At 61.0% G+C, this 14,502-nt stretch carries 14 protein-coding genes; 10 read left to right on the forward strand and 4 right to left on the reverse strand.

All coding sequences use genetic code 11. The features are described from left to right. Positions 1-59: 59 nt before the first annotated feature. Complete coding sequence (locus tag CO655_RS21625; RefSeq protein ID WP_097666477.1) at positions 60-944, reverse strand: AraC family transcriptional regulator; 885 nt, start codon at positions 942-944, stop codon at positions 60-62. A gap of 201 nt (positions 945-1,145) precedes the next feature. Then, positions 1,146-1,925 (reverse strand): trehalose-phosphatase, encoded by a 780-nt coding sequence (gene otsB / locus CO655_RS21630; protein ID WP_170964793.1) that lies wholly within the window; start codon positions 1,923-1,925, stop codon positions 1,146-1,148. Positions 1,926-2,048: 123 nt separating this feature from the next. Between otsB and CO655_RS21635 the strand changes: the two genes are divergently transcribed. The 5 genes from CO655_RS21635 (at position 2,049) to repC (ending at position 7,712) form a co-directional block, all read left to right on the forward strand. Next, positions 2,049-3,134: a glucokinase gene (locus CO655_RS21635; protein WP_097666479.1), complete on the forward strand. Its 1,086-nt coding sequence runs from the start codon at positions 2,049-2,051 to the stop codon at positions 3,132-3,134. Positions 3,135-3,559: 425 nt separating this feature from the next. Continuing rightward, positions 3,560-3,736 (forward strand): hypothetical protein, encoded by a 177-nt coding sequence (locus tag CO655_RS33915; protein ID WP_176539283.1) that lies wholly within the window; start codon positions 3,560-3,562, stop codon positions 3,734-3,736. Positions 3,737-4,001: 265 nt separating this feature from the next. Beyond that, complete coding sequence (repA, locus tag CO655_RS21645; RefSeq protein ID WP_097580800.1) at positions 4,002-5,219, forward strand: plasmid partitioning protein RepA; 1,218 nt, start codon at positions 4,002-4,004, stop codon at positions 5,217-5,219. Beyond that, on the forward strand, positions 5,216-6,208 hold the full coding sequence (gene repB, locus CO655_RS21650; RefSeq protein ID WP_097666481.1) for a plasmid partitioning protein RepB: 993 nt from the start codon (positions 5,216-5,218) through the stop codon (positions 6,206-6,208). Before repA ends, repB begins: the two co-directional genes overlap by 4 nt. A 199-nt stretch (positions 6,209-6,407) precedes the next feature. Beyond that, on the forward strand, positions 6,408-7,712 hold the full coding sequence (gene repC / locus CO655_RS21655; RefSeq protein ID WP_097666483.1) for a plasmid replication protein RepC: 1,305 nt from the start codon (positions 6,408-6,410) through the stop codon (positions 7,710-7,712). A gap of 42 nt (positions 7,713-7,754) precedes the next feature. On the opposite strand, the gene CO655_RS21660 is transcribed toward repC, so the two are convergent. Both CO655_RS21660 and CO655_RS21665 read right to left on the reverse strand, forming a co-directional pair. Next, positions 7,755-8,078: a type II toxin-antitoxin system RelE/ParE family toxin gene (locus CO655_RS21660; RefSeq protein ID WP_097666485.1), complete on the reverse strand. Its 324-nt coding sequence runs from the start codon at positions 8,076-8,078 to the stop codon at positions 7,755-7,757. After that, positions 8,078-8,359, reverse strand: a complete 282-nt coding sequence (locus CO655_RS21665) for a type II toxin-antitoxin system Phd/YefM family antitoxin (protein ID WP_097666487.1) — start codon at positions 8,357-8,359, stop codon at positions 8,078-8,080. Before CO655_RS21665 ends, CO655_RS21660 begins: the two co-directional genes overlap by 1 nt. 186 nt (positions 8,360-8,545) lie before the next feature. Between CO655_RS21665 and CO655_RS21670 the strand changes: the two genes are divergently transcribed. From CO655_RS21670 to CO655_RS34685, 5 genes are read left to right on the forward strand one after another with little or no spacing between them, the layout of a single operon-like run. Next, positions 8,546-9,538: an LLM class flavin-dependent oxidoreductase gene (locus CO655_RS21670; protein WP_097666489.1), complete on the forward strand. Its 993-nt coding sequence runs from the start codon at positions 8,546-8,548 to the stop codon at positions 9,536-9,538. A gap of 22 nt (positions 9,539-9,560) precedes the next feature. Further along, entirely contained in the window at positions 9,561-10,910 is a 1,350-nt protein-coding gene (locus CO655_RS21675; RefSeq protein ID WP_097606158.1) for an LLM class flavin-dependent oxidoreductase, read from the forward strand. Positions 10,911-10,927: 17 nt separating this feature from the next. Beyond that, on the forward strand, positions 10,928-12,127 hold the full coding sequence (locus CO655_RS21680) for a M20 aminoacylase family protein (protein WP_097666491.1): 1,200 nt from the start codon (positions 10,928-10,930) through the stop codon (positions 12,125-12,127). After that, on the forward strand, positions 12,124-12,687 hold the full coding sequence (locus tag CO655_RS21685; protein WP_097666493.1) for a GNAT family N-acetyltransferase: 564 nt from the start codon (positions 12,124-12,126) through the stop codon (positions 12,685-12,687). The genes CO655_RS21680 and CO655_RS21685 overlap by 4 nt, the downstream gene beginning before the upstream one ends. Before the next feature lie 36 nt (positions 12,688-12,723). Then, positions 12,724-14,496: an amino acid ABC transporter permease/ATP-binding protein gene (locus tag CO655_RS34685; protein WP_097666495.1), complete on the forward strand. Its 1,773-nt coding sequence runs from the start codon at positions 12,724-12,726 to the stop codon at positions 14,494-14,496. Positions 14,497-14,502: the final 6 nt, after the last annotated feature.

Here is a 14,502-nt window from a genome sequence, read left to right on the forward strand (position 1 = left end):
TCGCCTTCTTCGGCGGATGGTTGCTTCCTATTACCCGGAACCGTGCTCGCCCGGCGCCCTTAAGCCGCCTTGACCACGTTGATATTGTCGCCCAGCAATCGTCGGAAGCGGGAGGGCGTCATGCCCTTTTCCGCGAGGAACTGGCGGTTGAAATTGGATAGATTGTTGAAACCGACCTCGAAGCAGATATCGGTGATCGATGCGTGATCGTCGCTCATCAGGATCTGACAGGCGAGGTTGATGCGCAGGCGTTTCACATATTGCACGAGCGACATACCGGTGTGGCGGCGGAAGGCGCGCGAAAAGGCGCCGGTGGACTGTCCGGCAATCCCGGCAAGGTCGGCTTCGTCGAAGGATTTCGTCAGGTTCTCCCTGATATAGGCGAGTGCCTTGTTGATGCCGGCCGACATGTAGCCGGATGGATCGGGCAGATAGCTTGGGCTGGCGAGAAGCTGGGCATCCTGCGCCCGGCTGAGCAGGCCGACGATCATCATGAAGAGCTCGATGCGACGCACGCCCTGCGCCTGCTGCACCTCGTTCATCAGCGGCGCGACCTGCCGGCTGGTCTCGGCGCCGAAGAGCACGCCGCGGCGGGACGCTTCGAGGACCGGCTCGAAGGGGCCGAGTTCGGCCAGCACCTTCATCGTGTCGCTGATGAAATTTTCGCTGAACTGAATGAGCTGGCATCGAAGCGGAATGCTCGATCCCTTGGGGACGTCGCTGATCCAGTTGTGGGGAAGATTGGGGCCGGCAAGCACGAGATTGCCCGGTTCGAACTCCCCGATGAAATCGCCGACGAAATATCGACCGGTTGTCGCCACGACGAGATGCAGCTCGTATTCCGGATGAAAATGCCAGCGAACCGTATGATAGGGATAACCGTGCGCCTTCGTCGCGAAAGATTCGCCCGGACGGATCTGAACGACTTCCAAGTCAGGTTCCATCGTTTCCTCCTCCGAGGACGGGTTCCAAGCCCACCCGCCAAATTCCCTTTTTGGCTTTATTGTTGAGCGGAGTGTAGTGATCTCGTTTCGCGCCTGCCACCACGATTCACGGTCAAAACCGATACTTTTTTGACGGTTGACGCCGCGCAGGCGGTGCAAAGACGACGACAATCCGCATCGGAGATCGCCCAAAGACCTACGTCAGGCGGCCAGGGCGGCGATGACGTTCCTGACCAGCGCAGCCGAAGACAGCCGGCTCGTGGCGCAGCTCGGAGCGCCGATCGCCCCGACGCGTACGGAAACGCCGCCGCGCGCATTGGCGATCGCAAACATCGACTCGTCGGTCAGATCATCGCCGATGGTGATCGGGCAGCGGTCCTTGAATGGGTCGGACTGAAAAAAACGCTCCAACGCATCACCCTTGCTTGAGCGTGCCGGCCGCAGCTCGAAGACCATCTTGCCGAGCTGCAGCGCCCAGTTCGGCCCGGCGACCTTGGCATAGTGATGCATGCGCTCTTCGAGCACTTTTTCATATTCGGGCGCGAGCCGGTAATGGGCGGCAACGGCGGCACCCTTGTCCTCGATCAGCACGCCTGGATAGTGCTCGGCTTCGGCGGTCAGGGCATGTTTCAGAGCCTGAAACTCGGGTGTCGCCTCAAGCGTATGCATTCCGGCGGCACTTCTGATCTCGGCGCCATGCAGGCCCGCTGTCGGGAATGCAAAGGGTTTGAACAGCGCGTCCGCATAGGCAAGCGACCGTCCGGTCACCAGCGCCAGGGCGCCGCCAAGCTTGTTCGACAGGCGGTGAAGCTGTCCGGGAAGAGCCTCCGGGACTTCGATCGCATCCGGCGTCGGCGCGAGATTGAGCAGCGTTCCGTCGATGTCGAGAAACATTGCCCAGCGCTCCGGCTCGTCCAAAACCAATGAAAGCATTTCCTGTGTGGCGGTGTCGTCCTGCACGGTCTTCTCCAAACTCTGCAATCATTGAAGCTAGGTCGCCGGCCGACGAGGGCAAGGTGAGATTCAGACTCCGGAACATCCGAAGGCCAATCGGCGTTTTATCTGGCCGCCCGTACAAGCACTCCCGCCGTAAAAGGTACATTGATGGCCAAAAGCAGTTCCAAGCATAGCGAGGAGGTCAATGCGCCGTTGGCGCATGGTGCGGCTGTTCTGCCGCTGGTGACCATCGACGACTACAACAACGAACTGCGCGACAAGAACGGTTTCGTCGGCGACAACGCCAACAAGGAAACCTTTCAGCAGAAGCTCGATGATTGGAGAAAACATGTCCGCAAGTTCGGAGACGATCCGATCGGCAAGGTTGCAACGGCAAAGCTCTCCAAGAAAAAGATCGAGGCTCTGCTGAAGGGAGACGATATGGAGGCCGCCGCACTGGTCATGGGTGCGGTGGAGGATTTCGCGCAGGACTTTGCCGAGGTGATCGGAAAATTTCTGAAGGACAAGCGTTGGGGCAAGACCGAGCGCATCGTTGTCGGCGGCGGCTTCAGGCAAAGCCGCTTCGGGGAGCTGACGATCGCCAGGACCATGGTTCTGCTCAAGGCGGCGGGCATCAATATCGAGGTCGTGCCAATCGTCCACCATCCGGACGAGGCGGGACTGATCGGCTCCGTGCATCTCATGCCACCCTGGATGTTCAAAGGCTACGAGACGATGCTGGCTGTCGATATCGGCGGCACCAACGTCCGCGCCGGCGTCGTTGAATTCGGAAAGGAAAAAACGCCGCATTTTTCGGATGCGCGCGTCTGGGAATCGGTCATCTGGCGCCATGCCAACGACGAGCCGAGCCGCAGTGCGACGATAGAGAAGCTGGCGGCGATGTTGCAGGGGCTGATCGACAAGGCCGAAAAAGCCAATTTGAAACCGGCGCCGATTATCGGGATCGGCTGTCCCGGCATCATCAAGGCCGACGGCTCGATCGAACGCGGTGGGCAGAATCTGCCGGGCGGGAATTGGGAAAGCGACAGCTTCAATCTCCCCGCCGCGCTGATAAAGGCCATTCCCGAGATCGGCGACCACAGCACATTCGTGATGATGCACAACGACGCCGTCGTGCAGGGATTGTCGCAGATCCCCTTCATGCACGACGTGTCGAGATGGGCGGTGCTGACCATCGGCACAGGCCTGGGCAATGCTCATTTTACCAATCGCGAAGGGATGAACGCGCGATAGCGGCTGACCATCTGTCCGCGCTGCATGGCTGGCGCAGGCATGGCTGCAAAGGCTTATGGTAAATAGTCGGTAAATAAAGAGGAATTTGGCAGACGGAAGTGAAGCCGTCCATAAGTTCCGCTAGAGACGGTTCATTCGTAGCGGAATGCGGGATCGGTTGGGCTGGGAGAATGGCAATCATTCAGCCGGTCTATGGCCTCCGAGCATATCCATCGGCACCTGATTCGCCTAGCAGGAGCTTTTGTCATCTTTGTCCGGGACAATCCTGCCCCGTATTGCAGGCGCGCGCTTCCTCCCCTTCCCCTCCCCTTTCCGGCTTTGAATCTAAAAGATGGTGATAACGCCGGCGGGCAGTTCTCCGCAGGTTCAAATTGCGCTTATCTCTGTGGTTCCTCGCAAGCCCATAAGCAGACGAAAGATGGAAGATGAACTTCAAGGGAATAAGCGCTCCGCTCAATGCCGGTCGTCTCGAACAAATGCTCGGCCTTGCCTCGTCACGCCGCGATCCCGAAGCCCAAGACGCAAATGACAAGTCCTCCGGCAATGAACCCGTCCGCGGGCTGGAGGCCGAAAGCCTGGACCGTTCGTCTGTCTATAAGTGAGAAACTGCATCCTCAGCCGGGCCGTGCCGAGCGACGAAGCAGTCCGCGATGAGCCGGCAATGACGTTTGGCAGTTCGGTCGGCTTCGGCGGATGCGGTCCCGGCGTCATTGTCAGCTGACAATTTCGCTAAGATTCCGGAATTCCACATGATTTTTTCGTCGAATCCGGTTTGTTATTGATTGGCTAACCAAGAAATCGCTTGACGGAATCACGAGACTCACGATCATTTGCGCAAAATTACCCGATTTATCAGGATTTGCGTGAATGCCGACCAAGGCCGCGATTGTTGAGAAAGCCAAGAGAGCGAGTCAGGTCTCGATCGACGAGACGATTGCGCAGGACTCGACGATGCTCAGCAGCCAGTTGCAGGTGCTGTTCGAGCGGTTGTTTTCGCCCGATGCCCGTAAATCGCTGCGGCGGTTCAGCAGCACCGAGACGGCCAAGCTGCTTGGCGTCACCGACAGCTATGTTCGCCACCTCGCCGCCCAGGTGGAAAGCATCAATCCCGAAAAGACGGCCGCCGGCCGCCGGGTGTTCTCGCTCGAAGAAATTCATGCGATGCGCCAGCATCTCGGACGCACCAAGCCTTCCTATCTGCCGATGCGCCGGCCGGGCGACCATCTCCAGGTGATCGCCGTTACCAATTTCAAGGGTGGCTCCGGCAAGACGACGACATCCATCCATCTGGCGCAGTTCCTGGCGCTTCGCGGCTACCGCGTCCTTGCCGTCGACCTCGATCCGCAGGCGTCGATGTCGGCAATGCTCGGCTATCAGCCGGAATTCGACGTCGGCGAAAACGAAACGCTTTACGGCGCCATCAAGTACGACGAGACGCGCCGCGACGTCGCCGACATTGTCCGCCAGACCTATTTCCCCGGTCTCGATCTCATCCCCGGCAATCTCGAACTGCACGAGTTCGAACACGACACTCCAAAGGCGCTGGCCGATACCAACCGCGACGACAAGGACATGTTCTTCATGCGGGTCGGCAATGCGCTGCATTCGCTGGAGCAGAGCTACGACGTCGTCATCATCGATTGCCCCCCTACCCTCGGCTTCCTGACGCTGTCGGCTCTGTGCGCTGCCACCGCCGTGCTGATTACCGTTCATCCGCAAATGCTCGACGTAGCCTCGATGAACCAGTTCCTGACGATGACCTCCGACCTCCTGGCCGTGGTCAAGCAGGCAGGCGGCAACCTCGATTATGACTGGATGCGCTATCTGGTCACCCGCTATGAGGCCAATGACGGTCCGCAGGCCCAGATCGTCGCCTTCCTGCGCAGCCTGTTCGGCGAGCGCGTGCTGACCTCGATGATGGTCAAATCGACGGCGGTTTCGGATGCGGGCCTGTCCAAGCAGACGATCTACGAGGCGGGACGCGAGACGATGCATCGCCAGACCTACGACCGCGGCGTCGAATCCGTCGACAATGTCAATGCCGAGGTCGAGCAACTCATTCGCAGTGCATGGAGCAGGACATGAGCCCAAAAGGTCGCGATATCCTGAAGAGCATGGTCGGCGCCGTGGAGCCGGCACGCCCGGAGGCGCCGGGCGCGCCGCCGCCGCCGCATCGGCCCTCGGGCGCGGTCAAGGCGATGAACCTGTCGCTCGGACGATTGGGTGAGGAAGCGGCAGCCGCCAAGGCGCTGCGCGAATCGCTTGCCTCCGGCGACAGGGTGCTGGAGATCAATCCGGCTGCCGTCGAGAGGTCCTTTATCCGCGACCGCATCCCGGTCGACAAGGACCCCGAATTCGAGCGGTTGAAGCAGTCGATCCAGGAAAGCGGACAGCAGGTTCCAATCCTGGTGCGGCCGGATCCTGAGAAGGCCGGGTATTACCAGGCCGCCTACGGTCACCGGCGTCTGCGTGCGGCTGCCGAGATCGGGGTTCCCATCAAGGCTGTGGTGCGCAAACTGACGGACGAAGAACTGATCCTCGCACAGGGTCAGGAAAACGGCCCGCGCGTCGACTTAAGCTTCATCGAACGGGCGCTGTTTGCGCGGCGCATGGATGAACACGGCTTCAGCCGCGACATGATTGCCCAGGCGCTGGCGACGGACAAGCCGGAAACGTCAAGGCTGCTGCAGGTGGCGCAGACGATCGATCCCGAGATCATTCTTGCCATCGGGCCAGCGCCCAAAGTGGGGCGTCCGCGCTGGTTGGCCTTTGCCGAGAAATTCAGGGAGGCAGGCGGTCAGAAGAAGGCGCGGGCCGCAATTGGTGCGGCCGCTTTCCAAACGCTGGAGAGCAATAGCCGCTTCGACGCCATCTGGAAGGCGCTGGAGGAAAAGAGCGCACCGCAGCGAGTCGAGCAAACGCTTCGCACCCAAGGCGGCACGCAACTTGCTTCGGTGACCCAGTCCGGGAAAACCTTTCGCATCACCGTCAAATCGGCGGCGTTTTCAGAATTCCTGGCTCAGCGGTTGGTTGGCCTCGCCGCCGAGTTCGAAGAGGAAAATGAGGGAAAATGAGGCAGTTAGACCGATTGTCAGCTGACAATTCGGATAGGAGATAACCCGCAAAAGAAAAAAGCCCCCGAACGTCACCGTCACGGAAGCTTTCCTCGTAGTCTTGAACACCTCCGAGAATCGCACTTCCGAGAATCGCTGTCAAGAGTTTTTGGCGCCGTTTTGGCGAGCGGATTTCTTTTGCCTCGTCGAGGTGGAAGAGATGGAAACCGGAAGTATAACGACGCCCTTCGGGCGGCGGTCGATGACGCTTGGCATGCTCGCAAGCCAGGTGATGGCAGGTGAGATCAAGCCTGATCAGGCGGTCGACAAATGGAAGCTGTTTCGTACGCTGTGCGAAGCAAAGCCGCTGCTCGGCATCAGCGATCGGGCGCTTGCCGTGCTCAATGCGCTCTTGAGCTTTTATCCGAAGAACGAGCTGGCTCAGGAAAACGGCTTGATCGTATTCCCGTCGAATATCCAGCTGTCGCTCAGAACGCATGGCATGGCCGAACAGACCGTGCGGCGGCATCTTGCAGCACTCGTCGAGGCGGGGCTTCTGCTGCGCAAGGACAGCCCTAACGGCAAGCGTTATGTCCGCAGGGACAGGGCAGGGGAGGTTAACGACGCTTTCGGCTTCTCGCTGGCGCCGCTGCTTGCCCGCGCCGAGGAGATCGAACAGCTGGCCGCCGAGGTGATGGCCGAGCGGCTGCATGTTCAGCGTCTGCGCGAACGCATCACGCTTTGCCGCCGCGATATCGCCAAGCTGATCGAAGCGGCTGTTGAAGAAGACGTTCAGGGGGATTGGCAGGGCCTGTACCGGGAGTTTCGGGATCTGGTCGAAGGGCTGCCCCGGTCGCCGACGACGGCACAGCTTGAACAATTGCTGGAAGCATTGACGACGCTCAGGGGGGATATCCTTAACCGGCTGGAAATTCGAGTTAAATCGACAAAACAACGCGGCAATGCCGATTATATCGAGCGTCACATACAGAATTCAAACCCCGAATCCATCTCTGAACTTGAACCAAGCTTCGACACGAAGCAGGGCGCGATGCCGGAGCAAGACAATGGGCGAGGGGCCGTGACGCTGGAAGAGGGGAGGGGTGAGATTGCCCATCCGGGCAGGCAGGAGGAGAGGCAAGGTCGACGACCGGGCGCGCGCGATGATGCCGGCAGGCTGAAATCCTTCCCGCTCGGCCTGGTTCTGCAGGCCTGCCCGGAAATCCTTGCCTACGGCGCGAATGGCGAAATCCGCAGCTGGCGCGATCTGATGGCCGCGGCCGTGACCGTTCGATCGATGCTCGGCGTCAGTCCGTCAGCCTACGAGGAGGCCGCAAACGCGATGGGACCGGAAAATGCCGCGACGGTGATGGCATGCATCCTTGAGCGCGGCGGCCATATCAATTCGGCCGGTGGTTACCTCCGCGACTTGACGCGGCGCAGTGAAAAGGGAGAGTTCGCGATCGGCCCGATGCTGATGGCGCTCCTGCGGGCAAATGCGCCGGCCGGCCGAAAAACTGGATAAGGTGCGAGGGTTGGAGGCCGCTGCAGCTTGATTTGTCGAATGTCAGCGGATCAGCCTTCGCTCCAGGAAAGCCTGCGCGTCGCGGCGCCCATCGGCAACGCAGTAAACGACGACGTCGGTGCCTATGATGCGATAGATCATGCGCTGAGGCTTGTGGTGCAGCTCCCGATATCCGGTGAGGCCGATGCTCGTAAGCTCTTTCGGATTATTTCCACGGGCAGGGAATTCTGCGAGATCGGTACATGCGCGTTCGATTTCCGTCAGAATACGCTCGGCTGTCTCGGCGCCGTCGCGACGGGCGGTGAAACGATAGAGATCCTCGATGTCGCGTTCCGCCTCCTCGGCGAAAAGAACGTGATACGACATCAGGATTGGCTGTCGGCCAGACGTTTTCGGATGCGTGCGAAGGATTCGGCAGCAGAGCGCAGCTTGCCCTCCTCGACTTGCCGGTTGGTCAGCGCCAGCACTTTCAGGAGCGCCAGGGTCTCTTGTGTTTCCTCGTATTGGCCGACGTCCTGCAGAATGGCTTTCGCCTCGCCGTGAAGAGTAATGACGGCCGGCTGCGGATTGTCCTTCAGTGTCCGCATGATTTCGGGCGCATGCGCCTTGAGATGGCTGATGGGTTTCACCTTTTCTGACAGCCTCATGGGGTCGCTCCCTTTCGACCAAAATATAGATCACCGAATGGTCGATTGAAAGGAGCCTTTGCCGGTTGAGGCGCGGCCGCTTTTTTTCACGCAACCTCCGCGAAAGAGAATGTCATTTCTTATAATGAAGTTTGTCTACTGATTTTATAGATTAAACTTTGCAACCAGTGATCGGATCGTGATCTCATGCCCTATCTCCTCAGCCTTCTCGACAAAAGCCCGATCGAACAGGGTTTCACTGCTGCGGATGCGTTGCGGGCAACGGTAAAGATTGCCGCCCGGGCCGAGGAACTCGGTTATCACCGTTTCTGGGTTGCCGAACATCACGGCATGTCCAATCTGGCGAGCTCGGCGCCGGAGGCGCTGATCGCCTACCTCCTCGCCAGGACCTCGAAGATCCGTGTCGGCTCCGGCGGCGTCATGCTGCAGCATTATAGCGCCTATAAGGTTGCCGAGACCTTCAATCTTCTGGCATCGCTCGCGCCGGGCCGCGTCGATCTCGGCGTCGGCAAGGCGCCGGGCGGCTTTCCGCTGGCAACACGCGCCCTGCAGCTTGGCGTCGATCCGTCTAGGAAGCCGGATTTTGCAAGTCAGCTTTCCGACCTCAACGTCTATCTCGCCGCCGATCCGAATTACGACGGTGCGCAGGCAGCCCCTTTCCCGCCGACGGCGCCCGATCGTTTCCTGCTCGGCGCCAGCGTCGAAAGCGCCGAACTGGCGGCCGAGAAGGGCTGGGAACTGGTCTCTGCCGGTCACCTGAATGGCGATCCTGACAATCTGCGCAGAACCTTCGAGGCCTATGAGCAGGCATCCGGCGGCAAACGACCGATCCTGGCGCTCGCAGCCTTCGCTGCCGAAAGCGAGGATTATGCCCGCGAGCGTGTCGGCAAGCTGCGCATCGTCAAAGTGTTCCTGCCGAACGGGCAGACCGTCAATGTCGGCAGCGCGGAGCAGGCTGCCGAGTTTGCCCGCCAGGCCGGCGTCACCGACTACCGTATCGAGGAGAAGGTGCCGAGCGTGCTGCACGGCACGGCACAGCAGATCCGCAAGGAATTGGACGAGCTCCATCGCCGTTACGGCGTCAAGGAATTCGTGCTCGACACGCCGGCGCTTTCAACCGCTGACCGCCTTGCCTCTATCGAGCTGCTCGCCGCCGAGCGGCTTTCCCTCGTCGCCTGACCTTTTCAAGGAGATCGATCCCATGGCTCAGAAACACGTCACGTTCGGCATCATGCTGCAGGGTCCGGGCGGTCATATGAATGCCTGGAAGCATCCAAGCGGACCGGCCGATGCCAGCGTCAATTTCGATTTCTTCGTGACGACGGCGCGCAAGGCGGAGGCGGCCGGCATCGCTTTCGCCTTCGTCGCCGACGGGCTTTATATCAATGAGCAGTCGATCCCGCATTTCCTCAACCGGTTCGAACCGATCGCCATTCTCTCGGCGCTGGCAGCCTCCACTTCGAAGATCGGCCTCGTCGGCACGGTCTCGACCTCCTACAGCGATCCCTTCACCATTGCCCGGCAGTTCGCTTCGATCGATCTCATCAGCGGCGGCAGGGCAGGGTGGAATGCCGTAACTTCGCCGCTCGAGGGTTCTGGCAGAAATTACAGCCGCGAACATCCCGAGCACGAGCTGCGCTACGAGATCGCTGAGGACTATATCGACGCGATCAAGGGTCTCTGGGATTCCTGGGACGACGATGCTTTCGTGCGCAATCGCGAGACCGGCGTCTTTGTCGACAAGGCGAAGATGCATCGCCTCAACCATAAGGGTCGCTTCTTCCGTATCGAAGGGCCGCTCAATATCGGCCGCTCGAAGCAGGGTCAGCCGGTCGTCTTCCAGGCGGGCGCTTCGGATTCCGGCATCCGGCTCGCCGGCAAACATGCCGATGCTGTCTTCACCAATGGCGGACCGTTCGAAGAGGCTCGAGGCTTCTATCGGCAGCTCAAGGACAGTGTCATTGCTCAGGGACGCCCCGCGGCGGAAGTCGGCATCTATCCCGGCATCGGCCCGATCGTCGGCAAGACGTCCGAGGAAGCGGAAGCCAAGTACCAGGCGATCCGCAATCTCGTCACGATCGAGGAGGCGCTCCTCTATCTCGGCCGCTTCTTCGATCATCATGATTTCAGCGTCTACCCGCTCGATGAGGCTTTTCCTGACATTGGCGATATCGGCAGGAACAATTTCCGCGCCACCACCGACCGCATCAAGAGGACGGCGCGCGAGAAGGGGCTGACGCTCCGCCAGGTCGCGCTCGATTCCGCGACGCCGCGCACGGCTTTCATCGGCACTGCGGAGCATATTGCCGATGAGATCATCCGCTGGGTGGATCATGGCGCCGCCGACGGCTTCATTCTCGGCTTCCCCGTCATCGCCGAAGGCTTCGACGATTTCGCTGAGCACGTTCTGCCGATCCTGACCGAGCGCGGCTATTTCGATCCGGTCCTGAAGGGCGAGACGCTGCGGGATCATCTGGGCCTGCCCTTCCGGGAAAGCCGGTATGCGGTCAGTGCCGACCAGGTCGAGCAGGGGAGGGCTGTCGGCGCCTGAGGCGCCGGCGAACCGCCATGGACACCATCGCTCTGAACACGCGCAGCAACGATCCGATCGAGACGGGCATCGCCGCCTATCTCGACGAGATCATCGCGCTTCGCCACGACCTGCATCAATATCCCGAGCTGGCCTTTCAGGAGCTCAGGACCAGCAAGCTCGTGGCATCCCGCCTTTCCTCCTGGGGCTACGAGGTGGCGACGGGCATTGCCGGCACCGGCATCGTCGCCACCCTCAGGCGGGGCGAGGGCAGGAAGCGGATCGGCATCCGGGCGGATATGGACGCGCTGCCGATCGAAGAGGCGACCGACCTTGCCTATGCCAGCAGCAATCCCGGCGTCATGCATGCCTGCGGCCATGACGGTCATACATCGATCCTGCTGGCCGCCGCCCGCTATCTCGCCGAAAACGGCAACTTCAGCGGCACGCTCAGGCTGATCTTCCAGCCCGCCGAGGAAATCGGCGCCGGCGCCCGCAAGATGATCGCCGAAGGCCTGTTCGAACGGTTTCCCGTCGATGCGGTCTTCGGTTTACACAACTGGCCGGGTGTGCCGACGGGTCAATTCGGTTTCGTCGCCGGTCCGGCCATGGCCTCCGTCGACCAGGCGATCGTCAAGATCATCGGCAAGGGCGGCCACGGCGCCGAGCCGCACCGCGCCGTCGATCCGGTGCTGGCTTCCGCCTCCTTCATCACCGCGCTGCAAAGCGTCGTCTCGCGCAATGTCGATCCGCAGGACATGGCGGTCGCCACCGTCGGCTCGATCCATGCCGGCTCCGCCTCGAACGTCATCCCCGAGAGCGTGGAGATGAAGCTCACCATGCGGGCCTTCAGCGAGACGGTTCGCCAGCTGCTGCAGGAGCGCATTCCAGCCCTTGCCCGTGCCCAGGCCGAAAGCTTCGGCGCGGCGGCGGATGTGAAATACCGGCTCGGTTTTCCGGCGCTGGTCAATCATCCCAAGGAAACGGCCTTTGCCCGGGATGTCGCCTATGACGCACTCGGCCTCGCGGCGATCGAGAAGGATTTCCGCCCGCGAACCGCAAGCGAGGATTTCGCCTTCATGCTGCAGGCCAATCCAGGCAGCTACCTCTTCGTTGGCAACGGCGACAGCGCGCCCCTCCACAGCGCCCATTACGATTTCAACGACGCGATCATCGCGCCGGCCGCCCGCTATTGGGTCCGGCTCGCGGAAGCATTCCTCACTGAAGACAATGGGTGATCAACGATATGAGCGATACGTTTCTTTACACGACCCCCCTCGATCCCCGCGCGAAGCCGTTGATCGATGAGCTGATCCGCGAATATGACAGCCGCTACGGCGATTATTTCAGCGCCGAGGGCGCGGCGGCCGAGCTGAACCGCTATCCCCCTGAAGCTTTCGCCCCGCCTCACGGCAATTTTCTCCTGCTGATCCGCAATGGCGAAACCATCGGCGGCGGCGCTTTCAAGCATTACGATGATCGCACCGCCGAATTCAAACGCATCTGGACACGCGCGGACCTGCGCCGCCAGGGCCTTGCCCGCAAGCTGCTGGTGGAGCTGGAAGCTCAGGCGGCCCGCCAGGGTTATACGAGGATCTATCTGACGACCGGTTTCCGGCAGCCCGAGGCCGTCGGCCTCTATCTGAACTACGGCTACACCGCTCTCTTCGACACGTCAGCCGATCCCGAGATCTACAAGAGCCTGCCCTTCGAGAAGGACATCACCCATCTCGTTCCGCCGGTCTTCGGAACCGAGGTGGCCGAACCGCGCCTGCGCGTGGCCGGCGCACATCTCTGAAAGCGACAAGACGATAATCATAAAAGGGAAGCAAGAATGGCACTGACGACGGATTTCGCCGGCATTGAGCCCGGCAGCAGAACGGCAGAACCCAGGCAGGATCATTCCCGTTACCGCATCGTGCCGGCGCGCCATCCCGAGCGGCTGGCGGGCACGATCTTTGCGGCCGTCCTCATCGTCGCCGTGCTCTATTCCACCTTCACCAATCCGCGCTGGGGTTGGAGCGTCTTTGCCGAATGGTTCTTCGCCGAGCCGGTTCTCGTCGGCCTCGGCCGGACATTGCTGCTGACTGCCCTTGCCGCCATATCGGGCTCCATTCTCGGAACAGCCCTGGCGCTCGCCCGCGTCTCCAGATCGCCGCTGCTGTCAGGCCTTTCCTGGGGCTATATCTGGCTGCTGCGCTCGATCCCCATGATCGTGCTGCTGCTGATATTGAACAATCTCGGCTATCTCTACGAAACGATCAGGATCGGCGTCCCGTTCACCGACACGGTCTTGCTCGATTACCCCACCGTGCAGCTGCTGACGCCCTTCGCCGCTGCCTACCTCGGCCTCACGCTCAACCAGTCGGCCTTCTTCGCCGAGATCGTCCGCGGCGGCATTCTGTCGGTGGATCATGGGCAGATGGAGGCCGCAGCCGCACTCGGTCTGCCGCGCCGCCGCCAGGCCTTCCGCATCGTGCTGCCGCAGGCCATGCGCTCCATCCTGCCGACCGGTTTCAACGAGCTCATCGGATTGGCGAAAAGCACGTCCGTCGTCTATGTGCTGGCGCTGCCGGAACTGTTCTACACCGTCCAGGTGATCTACCGCCGCAATCTCGAGGTCATTCCGCTGCTGATGGTCGCCACCGTCTGGTATCTGATCATCATGACAGTGCTGTCGGTGGCCCAGCACTATATCGAGCGCTATTTCTCCAGGGGCGCCGTCCGCAATCCGACACCGCTGCCGTTCCAGGCATTTTTCGAACGCTTCCGCCGTCCGCTGCCGGTTCTCGATAGCGCGGCCAATAAAGGACGCAATCTTGGTTTCCATGATGCGGGAGCTCTGCGGGCAGGCGGTGCGGTGCGCATCCACGGCATCTCGAAAAGCTTCGGCTCGCTGAAGGTCCTCGACAATATCGAGCTCAACCTGCCGGCCGGCAGCGTGACCGCCATTCTCGGCCCCTCCGGTTCCGGTAAGTCGACGTTGCTGCGGTCGATCAATCACCTGGAGCGTGTCGACGAGGGCTTCATCTCCATCGACGGCGATTTCGTCGGCTATAGCAGGAAGGGCGATACGCTCTACGAACTCAAGGAAAAAGAGATCCTCAAACGCCGCGCCGATATCGGCATGGTCTTCCAGAGCTTCAATCTCTTCCCGCATCTGACCGTGCTCGAAAACCTCATAGAGGCGCCGATTGTTCGCGGCCTCGGCCGTGAGGAAGCCGTGCAGCTGGCGCAGGAACTGCTGGCACGCGTCGGTCTCAGCGACAAGATCAATGCCTATCCGCGCCAGCTCTCCGGTGGCCAGCAGCAGCGTGTGGCGATTGCCCGCTCGCTGGCGCTCCGTCCCAAGGTGCTGCTCTTCGACGAGCCGACTTCCGCACTCGATCCGGAACTCGTCGGCGAGGTGCTCGACGTCATCAAGGAGCTCGCCCGCACCGGCACGACGCTCGTCATCGTCACCCATGAAATCGGTTTTGCCCGCGAAGTCGCCGATACCGTCGTCTTCATGGAAAGCGGCCGCATTCTGGAGGCCGGTCCGCCGGCCCGGATCTTCACGCAAGCGGAACATCCTCGAACGCGCGAATTCCTCGCCAAGGTTCTCTAGCGCCGA

This window comes from Rhizobium sp. M1, from assembly GCF_002531805.1.
GTDB classification, from domain to species: domain Bacteria; phylum Pseudomonadota; class Alphaproteobacteria; order Rhizobiales; family Rhizobiaceae; genus Rhizobium; species Rhizobium etli_C.

What these genes read in the sequence shown, in the direction of transcription:
- CO655_RS21625 (WP_097666477.1), bottom strand. Translation starts at nt 944, where the DNA reads ATGGAACCTGACTTGGAAGTCGTTCAGATCCGTCCGGGCGAATCTTTC.
- CO655_RS21635 (WP_097666479.1), top strand. Translation starts at nt 2,049, where the DNA reads ATGGCCAAAAGCAGTTCCAAGCATAGCGAGGAGGTCAATGCGCCGTTG.
- CO655_RS33915 (WP_176539283.1), top strand. Translation starts at nt 3,560, where the DNA reads ATGAACTTCAAGGGAATAAGCGCTCCGCTCAATGCCGGTCGTCTCGAA.
- repA (WP_097580800.1), top strand. Translation starts at nt 4,002, where the DNA reads ATGCCGACCAAGGCCGCGATTGTTGAGAAAGCCAAGAGAGCGAGTCAG.
- repB (WP_097666481.1), top strand. Translation starts at nt 5,216, where the DNA reads ATGAGCCCAAAAGGTCGCGATATCCTGAAGAGCATGGTCGGCGCCGTG.
- repC (WP_097666483.1), top strand. Translation starts at nt 6,408, where the DNA reads ATGGAAACCGGAAGTATAACGACGCCCTTCGGGCGGCGGTCGATGACG.
- CO655_RS21660 (WP_097666485.1), bottom strand. Translation starts at nt 8,078, where the DNA reads ATGTCGTATCACGTTCTTTTCGCCGAGGAGGCGGAACGCGACATCGAG.
- CO655_RS21665 (WP_097666487.1), bottom strand. Translation starts at nt 8,359, where the DNA reads ATGAGGCTGTCAGAAAAGGTGAAACCCATCAGCCATCTCAAGGCGCAT.
- CO655_RS21670 (WP_097666489.1), top strand. Translation starts at nt 8,546, where the DNA reads ATGCCCTATCTCCTCAGCCTTCTCGACAAAAGCCCGATCGAACAGGGT.
- CO655_RS21675 (WP_097606158.1), top strand. Translation starts at nt 9,561, where the DNA reads ATGGCTCAGAAACACGTCACGTTCGGCATCATGCTGCAGGGTCCGGGC.
- CO655_RS21680 (WP_097666491.1), top strand. Translation starts at nt 10,928, where the DNA reads ATGGACACCATCGCTCTGAACACGCGCAGCAACGATCCGATCGAGACG.
- CO655_RS34685 (WP_097666495.1), top strand. Translation starts at nt 12,724, where the DNA reads ATGGCACTGACGACGGATTTCGCCGGCATTGAGCCCGGCAGCAGAACG.